This is a genomic window from Pseudomonas sp. TWP3-2 (assembly GCF_049897765.1).
GTDB lineage: Bacteria > Pseudomonadota > Gammaproteobacteria > Pseudomonadales > Pseudomonadaceae > Aquipseudomonas.
Window position 1 is genome coordinate 90,051 of sequence record NZ_JAFCWW010000009.1, and the last position, 11,512, is coordinate 101,562.

Genomic DNA, 11,512 nt, shown 5'->3' on the forward strand with positions numbered 1-11,512 from the left:
AATGCCGCCACGCTAAACCAAAGTGGCGGCAACTGACAGACTCACTTGTCAGCAAAAGTGGCGGGTCACGCCGCTTTCGGTTTTGGCGGAAATTTTGGCGCGTGCAGACCCAACTGCATACCTTGCTTGACCAGACCCATGATGTCTTCGTGGGCGAGGTCGAACAGGCGCTTGAGGTTCGGCAGGACAAAGTACACCGGTTGCAGGATGTCGATGCGGTACGGCGTACGCATGGCTTCCAGCGGATCGAAGGCCTGATGCTCAGGTTCGTCCGACAGCGAGTAAACGGTTTCTTTGGGCGAGGACAGAATGCCGCCGCCGTAGATGCGCTGGCCTTGTGGCGTGTCGACCAGACCGAACTCGATGGTCATCCAGTACAGACGCGCCAGGTACACGCGTTCTTCCTTGCTGGCTTGCAGGCCGAGCTTGCCGTAGGTGTGGGTGAATTCAGCGAACCACGGGTTGGTCAGCAGCGGGCAGTGACCAAAGATCTCGTGGAAAATGTCTGGCTCTTGCAGGTAGTCCAGTTCTTCACGGGTACGAATGAACGTGGCCACCGGGAAGCGCTTGCTGGCGAGCAATTCGAAGAAGGTCTGGAAGGGAATCAGCGCAGGCACGCGTTCGACCTGCCAGCCGGTGGTCTCGCCAAGGACTTTGTTGATCTCGCCGAGTTGCGGAATGCGGTCGTGGGGCAGACCGAGTTTTTCGATACCGTCCAGGTATTCCTGGCACGCGCGACCCTCGATCACTTTCAACTGGCGGGTGATCAGCGTGTTCCACACCGCGTGTTCTTCGGCGGGGTAGTCGATAAAACCTTGCGCATCGGGCTCGCGAGCCACGTATTGCGTCTGCTTCATACTGCTCTCCTGCTAGGGGAATTCGTTCTTGTTATGTCCAGCGATGGATTCAGAATTACCTGAGAGCGTGGGTTGATGCAGCAGGTTGAAATAGTTTGAAGTGGGAAAATTCGGCATCATCCGTAAACTTTTCGTTACGTATTGTGGGAAAAGTCGTGTTTGCGGTGATTGGCGGGTTTGAAAAGACGCTTGGCTGTCACATAATCTTGACGATTATCTTGCGACCGGCGCAGAAAAATCCGCGCCAACCCGCCCATTGACCTGTATCGGGCCTTTCATATGCGTATCAAAGTCCACTGCCAGAACCGCATCGGCATCCTGCGCGACATTCTCAACTTGCTGGTGGAGTACGGGATCAACGTCGCGCGTGGCGAAGTTGGTGGCGAGCACGGCAACGCGATCTACCTGCATTGCCCGAACCTGATCAACATCCAGTTCCAGGCGCTGCGCCCGAAGTTCGAGGCGATTGCCGGGGTGTTTGGCGTCAAGCGCGTCGGGCTGATGCCCAGCGAACGGCGGCATATGGAATTGAACGCCTTGCTCGGCGCGCTGGAGTTTCCGGTGCTGTCGATCGACATGGGCGGCTCGATCGTGGCGGCCAACCGCGCGGCGGCGCAGTTGCTCGGGGTGCGCGTCGACGAGGTTCCGGGAATTCCGCTGTCGCGTTACGCCGAAGATTTCGACTTGCCGGAACTGGTGCGCGCCAACAAATCGCGGATCAACGGCATGCGGGTCAAGGTCAAGGGTGATGTGTTTCTCGCCGACATCGCACCGCTGCAATCCGAACACGACGACAGCGAAGCCATGGCCGGCGCGGTGCTGACGTTGCACCGCGCGGACCGGGTCGGCGAGCGTATCTATAACGTGCGCAAACAGGAGCTGCGCGGCTTCGACAGCATCTTCCAGAGTTCCAAAGTCATGGCCGCCGTGGTGCGCGAAGCTCGGCGTATGGCACCGCTGGATGCGCCGCTATTGATAGAAGGCGAAACCGGCACCGGCAAAGAATTGCTGGCGCGCGCCTGTCACCTGGCGAGTCCGCGCGGGCAGTCGCCGTTGATGGCGCTCAACTGCGCGGGTTTGCCGGAGTCGATGGCCGAGACCGAGCTGTTCGGCTACGGCCCCGGCGCCTTCGAAGGTGCGCGCGCCGAAGGCAAGCTCGGGCTGCTGGAGCTGACGGCGGGCGGTACGTTGTTTCTCGATGGTGTCGGCGAAATGAGCCCGCGCTTGCAGGTGAAATTGCTGCGCTTCTTGCAGGACGGTTGCTTCCGTCGCGTCGGCAGTGATGAAGAGGTGTATCTGGATGTGCGGGTGATCTGCGCGACGCAGGTGGACTTGTCCGAACTGTGCGCGCGCGGTGAGTTTCGTCAGGATTTGTACCATCGCTTGAACGTGCTTTCGCTGCACATCCCGCCACTGCGTGAATGCCTCGACGGGCTGACACCGCTGGTTGAACACTTCCTCGATCAGGCCAGTCGGCAGATCGGCTGCGCGCTGCCGAAACTGGCGCCAGCGGCGATGGATCGGCTCAGTCACTACCATTGGCCGGGCAATGTGCGGCAACTGGAGAACGTGCTGTTTCAGGCGGTTTCGCTGTGTGACGGCGGCACGGTCAAGGCTGAGCATATTCGCCTGCCGGATTATGGCGTGCGTCAGCCGCTTGGCGATTTCTCGCTTGAGGGCGGGCTGGACGAAATTGTCGGGCGCTTTGAGAAGGCTGTGCTGGAACGGCTGTATTCGGAACATCCGAGTAGTCGGCAGTTGGGTAAGCGGTTGGGGGTTTCGCACACAACGATTGCTAACAAATTGCGCGAATACGAAGTCGGCAAAGATTCCGGAAACTGAGGAGATTCTGTGGCGAGGGAGCTTGCTCCCGCTGGGTTGCGCAGCAGCCCCAAATCCATTCAATAAGGTAATCAGGCATACCGCATTCGCAGGGTTTGCGACTGCTTCGCAGCCGAGCGGGAGCAAGCTCCCTCGCCACAGGCTCTCATCGCTCTTGAAACCTGTGATTGCCGCATAGCGGCATTCCACCGCCGGTTTTTCGACTTCGATACATTTCCCTTTTCCCCCTAAAACCCTTCAAGTCCTTTGTTTGCCGGGCTTCGTGCTGCCAGAAAAAAGTTGGTCTGCAAATTGCTTAAGGCTCAGCAGTACAGCGGTGGGCGGCAAACGTCCGGCATGCAGAGGAAAGAGTGTGGACAAGTACCTTTATGTGGCAATGACCGGCGCCAGCCAGAATGCACTGGCGCAAAAGGCGCATGCCAACAACCTGGCGAACATCTCCACCAACGGTTTTCAGCGCGACCTGGAGCAGGCGCGTTCGATGCCGGTGTTCGGTGACAGCTTTCCGGCGCGTGCGTTTGCCATGAGCGAGCGGCCCGCTACCGACTTCACGCCTGGCTCGCTGGTGCAGACCGGTCGTGACCTCGACGTGGCCGTGACCGGCAACGGCTGGATCGCCGTGCAGAACCCGAGCGGTGGCGAAAGCTACGTGCGCACCGGCAGCCTGAACGTCGATGCCCTCGGTGTGTTGCGCGCCGGCAACGGCATGCCGGTGATGGGCAATGGCGGTCCGATCGCCGTGCCGCCCGAGCAGCAGATCGAAGTCGGTGAAGACGGCACCATCAGTATTCGCGCGATGGGTGAAGGCCCGCGCGTGATGGCCGAAGTCGACCGGATCAAACTGGTCAACCCGGACATCAAGAACATGAATAAAGGCCTCGACGGCTCGATCTACACCAAGGACGGCCAGCCGGCGCAGGCCGATGCCAACGTCAAACTGGTCTCGGGTTTTCTTGAGTCGAGCAACGTCAATGCCGTCGAAGAGATGACCTCGGTGCTGGCCCTGGCCAAGCAGTTCGAGTTGCACATCAAGATGATGAACACCGCCAAAGACGACGACCAGGCCATGGCTCGGGTCTTGCAGATCAGCTAATTATCAGAACGTCGCGCCGTAAAACAGGCGCACGAGGAGAATCGAATGCTTCCGGCTCTATGGGTTGCCAAAACAGGTCTGTCCGCTCAGGACACCAACCTGACTACCATTTCCAACAACCTGGCCAACGTGTCGACCACGGGTTTCAAACGTGACCGCGCAGAATTCCAGGACCTGCTGTACCAGATCAAACGCCAGCCAGGCGCCCAGTCGACTCAAGACAGCGAACTGCCGACGGGTCTGCAATTGGGTACCGGTGTGCGCATCGTCGGCACTCAGAAAAACTTCACCGCCGGCAGCCTGCAAACGACTGAGCAGCCGCTGGACATGGCCATCAACGGTCGCGGTTTCTTCCAGATCCTGCAGCCGGACGGCACCACGTCCTACACCCGTGACGGTACGTTCCACCTCGATTCCAATGGCCAGATCGTCAACGCCAGCGGTTTCGCTCTGGAGCCTGCGATCGTTATCCCGAATGACGCGCAAACCTTCACCGTCGGCAATGACGGCACCGTTTCCGTCACCCTGCCTGGCAACGCCGCTTCGCAAGTGATCGGCAACCTGCAGACCGCTGACTTCATCAACCCGGCCGGTCTGCAAGCCGTGGGCAACAACCTGTTCCTGGAAACTGCTGCTTCCGGCGCGCCGCAAGTCGGCACTCCGGGGCTGGCCGGTTTCGGTACCACGCTGCAGAACACCCTGGAAACGTCCAACGTCAGCACCGTTGAAGAGATGGTCAACATGATCACCACTCAGCGCGCTTACGAGATGAACTCCAAGGTGATTTCCACCGCCGACCAGATGCTCTCGTTCGTAACGCAGAATCTGTAATCAAGTCTTTGGGGCGGCCATGAGGCTGCCTGCAACACCGTGAGGTAGGGTCATGAATCGCTTTGTATCTGTTCTGGCATTGAGTGGGGTGGTCTCGCTCGCGGGCTGCGTCGCTCCGACGCCCAAGCCCAATGACCCTTACTACGCTCCGGTGCTGCCGCGCACGCCGTTGCCGGCTGCGGCCAATAACGGCTCGATCTATCAGGCCGGTTTCGAGCAGAACCTGTACAGCGACCGCAAGGCGTTCCGGGTCGGTGACATCATCACCATCACCCTGAACGAGCGCACGCAGGCGAGCAAGAACGCCAACTCGCAGATGGACAAGAACAGTGACAACTCGGTTGGTCTGAGCTCGTTGTTCGGCTCCAGCCTGACCACCAACAATCCGATTGGTGGCAACGACCTGAGCCTGAACGCCGGCTACAGCGCCGACCGTTCGACCAAGGGCGATGCCAAGTCGGGGCAGAGCAACAGCCTGACCGGTTCGATCACCGTCACCGTTGCCGATGTGTTGCCCAACGGCATCATCGCCGTGCGTGGCGAGAAGTGGCTGACCCTGAACACCGGTGACGAACTGGTGCGCATTGCCGGCATGGTTCGCGCCGATGACATCGCCACCGACAACACCGTTTCGTCGACCCGGGTCGCCGATGCACGCATCACCTATTCGGGTACCGGTGCGTTTGCCGATACGAGTCAGCCAGGCTGGTTCGACCGTTTCTTCCTCAGCCCGCTGTTCCCTTTCTAGGTGGCCACGTTGAATCTGAAAAGCCTGATGCTGGCCGCGCTGTTGTTGCCGGTGGCATTCACTGCACAAGCCGAACGGTTGAAGGACATCGCCAGTATCTCCGGCGTGCGTTCCAACCAATTGATCGGCTATGGCCTGGTGGTCGGGCTTAACGGCACCGGTGACCAGACGACGCAGACCCCGTTCACCCTGCAGACCTTCAACAACATGCTCTCGCAGTTCGGCATCAAGGTGCCGCCCGGGTCGGGCAACGTGCAGTTGAAGAACGTTGCAGCGGTGTCGATCAGTGCTGATCTGCCGGCGTTTGCCAAGCCCGGTCAGCAAGTCGACATCACCGTTTCGTCGATCGGTAACTCCAAGAGCCTGCGCGGCGGCACACTGTTGCTGACCCCGCTCAAGGGTATCGACGGCAACGTCTATGCGGTCGCTCAGGGCAACCTCGTGGTCGGCGGTTTTGATGCGGAAGGACGTGACGGTTCGAAGATCACCGTCAACGTTCCGTCGGCCGGTCGCATCCCCGGCGGTGCGTCGGTGGAGCGTTCGGTGCCGAGCGGTTTCAACCAGGGCAACAGCCTGACGCTGAACCTCAACCGTTCCGACTTCACCACTGCCAAGCGCATCGTCGACAAGATCAACGACATGCTCGGCCCTGGCGTCGCGCAAGCGATTGATGGCGGTTCGATTCGCGTGACCGCGCCACTCGATCCGAGCCAGCGTGTCGACTACTTGTCGATCCTGGAAAACCTCGAAGTCGATCCGGGTCAGGCGGTGGCGAAAGTCATCATCAATTCGCGCACCGGCACCATTGTCATTGGCCAGAACGTGAAAGTCTCGCCGGCCGCCGTGACCCACGGCAGCCTGACCGTGACCATCACCGAAGACCCGATTGTCAGCCAGCCTGGCCCGTTGTCCAACGGCCAGACGGCGGTGGTACCGCGCTCGCGTGTGAACGCCGAGCAGGAAGCCAAACCGATGTTCAAGTTCGGCCCGGGCACTACCCTCGACGAGATCGTGCGGGCGGTGAACCAGGTCGGCGCGGCACCGGGTGACTTGATGGCGATCCTTGAAGCACTGAAGCAGGCCGGCGCGTTGCAAGCCGACCTGATCGTGATCTGAGGACGGCCACTATGGATATGCGCAAAAGCGGTGTGGTTGGCAGTAGCGATTCGGGTTCCTACTCCGACCTCAATCGTCTGAATCAGCTCAAGGTCGGCGACAAGGACAGCGATGCGAACATGCGCAAGGTTGCGCAGGAATTCGAATCGCTGTTTCTCGGTGAAATGCTCAAATCGATGCGCTCGGCGACCAACGCACTGGGCGAGGACAATCCGCTCAATACGCCGGCCGCCAAGCAGTATCAGGAAATGTACGACCAGCAACTGGCGGTTTCCATGTCCCGCGAGGGCGGTGGTATCGGTCTGGCCGACGTGCTGATGCGCCAGATGTCGAAGAACAAACCAATGGCACCGGGCGAGGCTGAAGCTGCGTCCGCTGCCAAGCAGGCAGAAGCGAAAGCCGCTGCCGCGAACATGGCGACGCCGATTGCCGCGGGCACCCTCGGCACCAACGGCGCGCTGTCGCGACTCAATGGCGAGCGTCCGCTGTGGGCCTCGCGTTCGGCCAAAGTGCCGAGCACTCAGCTCACGCACAGCAATGACATGGCGTTGATCAACCAGCGTCGTCTGGCACTGCCGCCGAAACTGGCTGATCGCTTGCTTGCAGGTCTGGTGCCGTCGGCCACCGCCGCGAGCACGCCGGTCAACAAGACTGCATTGCCGGATCGCAGCACCACGCTCGCCAGCACTGGCACCGGCCCGCTGTACAACGGCGACTGGCTGTCGCGTGCCGAGGCCGACAAGGCGTCGGGCGGGCAGATGCAGGTCTACGGTCGCGCGATGGCGCAGATTCCGCTGGCGCCGGCGAAGAAAGCCTTCAGTTCGGCCGACGAATTCGTCAACACCATGCTGCCGATGGCCAAAGAGGCTGCCGAGCGTATCGGTGTCGATCCGCGTTACCTCGTGGCTCAGGCTGCACTGGAAACCGGCTGGGGCAAATCGGTCATGCGCGCCCAGGATGGCAGCAGCAGCCACAACCTGTTCGGCATCAAGGCCAGCAGCAATTGGCAGGGCGATTCGGCGCGGGCGATCACCAGCGAGTTCCGCAATGGTGCGATGGTCAAGGAGACGGCCGAGTTCCGTTCCTATGCCTCGTACAAGGACAGCTTCCATGACCTGGTGACTTTGTTGCAGAGCAACAATCGCTATCAAGAAGTGCTGAAGTCGGCCGATAACCCAGAACAGTTTGTACGCGAGTTGCAGAAGGCCGGTTACGCAACCGACCCGAACTACGCAAGCAAGATTTCGCAGATTGCCAGGCAGATGGGTAACACCCAGGGCTACACCCCGAACTACGCTGCGGCGGGCGTGTCCACGACGCCTTTATAAACATAAGGTAAGGTTTGAATCATGAGTTTGCTCAATATCGGGATGTCGGGGTTGTCTGCAAGCCAATCCTCTCTGGCCACGACCGGCAACAACATTGCCAACGTCGACACCGCCGGTTATTCACGCCAGCAAACCGTGCAGGGCACCAAGTCCTCGCAGCAGTACGGCAGCGTTTTCATCGGCACCGGCACCACGCTGGCCGATGTGCGCCGCGTGTACAACTCCTATCTGGAAACGCAACTGCACACTGCCACTTCGCTCAATAGCGAAGCCGCGGCGTACGGCGCTCAGGCCATCGGCCTCGACGCTTCGCTGTCCGACAGCAACACCGGCCTGACCGGCGTGCTGCAGAAATTTTTCACCTCGATGCAGGCTGTATCGACTTCGGCCACCGACGACACTTCGCGTCAGTCGGTGCTGACCGGCGCGCAGGCGCTGACCGGCCGTTTCAACGCGCTGTCGAAGCAGCTCACCGATCAGAACACCGCGATCAACGGCAACCTGTCGGACATGGCGTCCCAGGTGAACAAACTCGCCACCTCGATCGCCAATCTGAACCAGAAGATCGGCGAGATCTCCACCAGCGGTGGCCAGCCCAACGATCTGCTCGACACTCGTAACGAAGCCGTACGTCAGCTGTCCGAGCTGGTCAGCGCGCAGGTGGTAGAGCGTGGCACCAGCTTCGACGTATACGTCGGCACCGGCCAGCCACTGGTGGTCGGCAACACCACCAACACCCTGAGCGCCGTGCCGAGCAAGGGTGACCCGACGCGCATGGGCATCCAGATGGATCGTGGTTCGAGCACCATCGATATCACTTCGGTGATCAGCGGTGGCGAAATCGGCGGTCTGCTGACGTATCGCAACGAAGTCCTCGACCCTGCGCTCAACGAGCTGGGCCGTGTGGCGCTGGTGGTGGCCGATCAGGTCAACAGCCAGCAAGCCCAGGGTATCGACAAGAACGGTGATTTCGGCGCGGCGATTTTCAACAACATCAACAGTGCCGCACTGATCAGTCAGCGCAGCATCGCCAAAGACAGCAACAGTGCCGGTTCGGGCAACCTTGATGTGACCATCAAGGACACCGGCAAGCTGACCACCAGCGATTATCAGATCACTTTCACCAGCGCCACCGACTACAGCGTCAAGCGTTCCGACGGCACCGACATGGGCGCTTTCAGCACCACGACCACACCGCCGCCGGTGATTGACGGCTTTACCCTGGCGCTGAATGGCGGCGCGTTGAGTGCTGGCGACAGCTTCAAGGTGACGCCGACCCGTAACGCGGCAGCCAGCATTCAGACCGTGCTCACCGACGCGAAGAAAATCGCCGCAGCAGGGCCGTTGACCGGGGTGGCGAGCGCGAACAATTCCGGCAGCTACACCCAGCCGACGCTCAGCAGCACCATCGACATCTACAACCCGGTGGCGCAGGCCGACATGCAGGCCGCGCTCAAGTACTCGACGCCAGTCAGACTGGAGTTCGGTACTGCCGCCAACGGCAGTCAGCCGTATAAGCTGGTTGACGCCAAGGGCTTCTCCATGGGCACCGGCACCATCGTGCCGGGGCAGGCCAACACCTTGAATCTCAAGGTCGGCATCGTCGATGCCAGCGGCAACCCGGTGATGGACACCACCGTCATCCCGAACGTACAAAAGACCTTCACCGTGCAGACCACCGTCAGCGCCACGCCGAAGGCCGGTGAAACCTTCACGATGAACCTGACCGGCGCGGCGTCCTCGGACAACCGCAATGCCCAGTCGCTGGTCGCACTGCAAACCAAGCAAACCGTAGACACCGGTACGGCGAGCAAGGGCATCAGCCTGACCGACGCCTACAACAAACTGGTGACCAACGTGGGCACCAAGGCTGCGCAGAGCAAGTCGGACAACACCGCCACCTCGGCGATTCTGACTCAGGCCAAAGGCGCCCGCGATTCGTTGTCCGGGGTCAACCTCGATGAAGAAACCGGCAACCTGGTCAAATATCAGCAGTACTACACCGCCTCGTCGCAGATCATCAAAGCGGCGCAGGAAACTTTCGCTACGCTGATCAACAGCCTTTAAGGAGTCGTAATTCATGCGCATTTCCACCGCCCAATATTACGGCACGCAAGCTGCGGACTATCAGCGTAACTTCAACAATGCGCTGGCGACCGCTGCCGAGGCGAGCAGCCTGCAACGCATCAACACCGCTGCCGATGATCCGGTCGGTGCCGGCCGTTTGCTGCGCCTGGGTCAGCAGAGTGCCTTGCTCGATCAATACAAAGGCAACATCCAATCCACCAAAAGCGCGTTGACCGTGCAGGAATCGACACTGGATTCGATCACTGACGCCTTGCAGCGCGCCAAGGAAATCGGCCTGGCGGCGAACAACGGCAACAAGACCGACGCGGACCGCAAGGCTTATGCGGCCGAGCTGAGCCAGATCCAGCAACAAGTGCTGGGCCTGATGAACGCCAAGGATGCCGACGGTAATTACCTGTTCTCCGGCTCCAAGACTGACACTGCACCGTATTCGCAAAATGTCGATGGGACTTACACCTACAACGGTGACCAGACCAGCATCAATCTGGGCATTGGCGATGGTCTGAACGTTGCGACCAACACCACCGGTTGGGATGCCTTCCAGCAGACCATCAACACCAGCCGCACGCAGACGCAAATGACTGCACCGGCCGTGGATGACGGTCGCGTAGTGCTGACCAACGGTACGGTTGGCACTGCCGCCACCTACAACTCGAAATTCACCGGTGGCGAGCCGTACACCGTCAGCTTCCTCAGCAGCACCCAGTTGAAAATCACGGATGCGCTGGGTAACGACGTGACCTCTGAGGCCACTCAGAACGGCGTGGTCAGCAATGCCAACGGCGCCAACCAGACCGTGAGTTTCCGTGGCGTCGATCTGAAGCTGAACATCAACCTCAAGACCGGTGATACCAACCCGGATGCGGTGATTGCCGGCCATAGCTTCCAGCTGTCGGTAACGCCTGACTCGTTCACCACTGCGCGCAGCCCGGGCAACCCGTCGACTGCCGTGATCACTGGCTCCAGCGTTTCCAACCAGGCGGCGTACACCAGCACCTTCCCGGGTGGCGCCGTGCTCAAGTTCACCAGCGCCACTGACTTCGATCTGTACGCGGCACCGGTGACTGCCGACAGCAAACCCGTATCGTCAGGCACCATGGTCGGCGGCAATGCCACAGCGGCCGGTGTGACTTTCGCCATTGGCGGTACACCGGCCAATGGCGACCAGTTTTCGATCCAGCCCAACGACCACCAGACCCAGAACGTGCTCGACACCCTGGGCCAGATGATGGCTGCATTGAATACTCCGCTCGACGGCGATGCGGTGGCCAAGCAGAAGTTCCAGGGCGCGATGGAATCGGCCCTCGGCAACCTCGACAGCGCCGGCAACCAGATCGGCGCCGCCATCACTTCGATCGGTGCGCGGGGTCAGTCGCTGGATGACCAGAGCACCACCAACCAGAGCCTGACGCTGGCGAACGCCACGACCCAAGGCTCGATCCGTGATTCGGATCCGGCCGAAGTGATGACGCGTCTGACCTTGCAACAGACCATGCTGCAAGCCGCGCAACTGGCGTTCAGCAAAATCAGCCAGCTGGGTCTGTTCAACAAAATCTGACGACAGCCGGGCGCCCAGCGCCCGGTATACCCTGTCCCTTCAATAGTTAAT

Annotated in this window: 9 protein-coding genes; 8 read left to right on the forward strand and 1 reads right to left on the reverse strand. The window is 60.4% G+C overall.

Annotated elements, in window-relative coordinates:
* Positions 1 to 65: 65 nt before the first annotated feature.
* On the reverse strand, positions 66 to 857 hold the full coding sequence (phhA, locus tag ACP7EE_RS15515) for a phenylalanine 4-monooxygenase (RefSeq protein ID WP_426235094.1): 792 nt from the start codon (positions 855 to 857) through the stop codon (positions 66 to 68).
* A gap of 279 nt (positions 858 to 1,136) precedes the next feature.
* Between phhA and ACP7EE_RS15520 the strand changes: the two genes are divergently transcribed.
* The 8 genes from ACP7EE_RS15520 (at position 1,137) to ACP7EE_RS15555 (ending at position 11,461) form a co-directional block, all read left to right on the forward strand.
* The gene (locus ACP7EE_RS15520) at positions 1,137 to 2,699 is read left to right on the forward strand and encodes a sigma-54-dependent transcriptional regulator (protein ID WP_426235095.1); all 1,563 of its coding nucleotides are present in this window, start codon (positions 1,137 to 1,139) and stop codon (positions 2,697 to 2,699) included.
* A gap of 352 nt (positions 2,700 to 3,051) precedes the next feature.
* Positions 3,052 to 3,792: a flagellar basal body rod protein FlgF gene (locus tag ACP7EE_RS15525; protein ID WP_420647941.1), complete on the forward strand. Its 741-nt coding sequence runs from the start codon at positions 3,052 to 3,054 to the stop codon at positions 3,790 to 3,792.
* Between the two features lie 45 nt (positions 3,793 to 3,837).
* Positions 3,838 to 4,623, forward strand: coding sequence for a flagellar basal-body rod protein FlgG (gene flgG, locus ACP7EE_RS15530; RefSeq protein WP_420647942.1), 786 nt, complete (start codon positions 3,838 to 3,840; stop codon positions 4,621 to 4,623).
* Between the two features lie 52 nt (positions 4,624 to 4,675).
* On the forward strand, positions 4,676 to 5,371 hold the full coding sequence (gene flgH / locus ACP7EE_RS15535; RefSeq protein WP_426235096.1) for a flagellar basal body L-ring protein FlgH: 696 nt from the start codon (positions 4,676 to 4,678) through the stop codon (positions 5,369 to 5,371).
* 27 nt (positions 5,372 to 5,398) lie between these two features.
* Complete coding sequence (locus ACP7EE_RS15540; RefSeq protein ID WP_420648096.1) at positions 5,399 to 6,487, forward strand: flagellar basal body P-ring protein FlgI; 1,089 nt, start codon at positions 5,399 to 5,401, stop codon at positions 6,485 to 6,487.
* 11 nt (positions 6,488 to 6,498) lie between these two features.
* Positions 6,499 to 7,815 (forward strand): flagellar assembly peptidoglycan hydrolase FlgJ, encoded by a 1,317-nt coding sequence (flgJ, locus tag ACP7EE_RS15545; RefSeq protein ID WP_426204899.1) that lies wholly within the window; start codon positions 6,499 to 6,501, stop codon positions 7,813 to 7,815.
* Positions 7,816 to 7,836: 21 nt separating this feature from the next.
* Positions 7,837 to 9,882 carry a flagellar hook-associated protein FlgK gene (gene flgK, locus ACP7EE_RS15550; RefSeq protein ID WP_426235097.1) on the forward strand — a complete coding sequence of 682 codons (2,046 nt, stop codon included), beginning with the start codon at positions 7,837 to 7,839 and terminating at the stop codon, positions 9,880 to 9,882.
* Between the two features lie 13 nt (positions 9,883 to 9,895).
* Entirely contained in the window at positions 9,896 to 11,461 is a 1,566-nt protein-coding gene (locus ACP7EE_RS15555; RefSeq protein ID WP_426235098.1) for a flagellar hook-associated protein 3, read from the forward strand.
* The last annotated feature ends 51 nt before the right edge of the window (positions 11,462 to 11,512 follow it).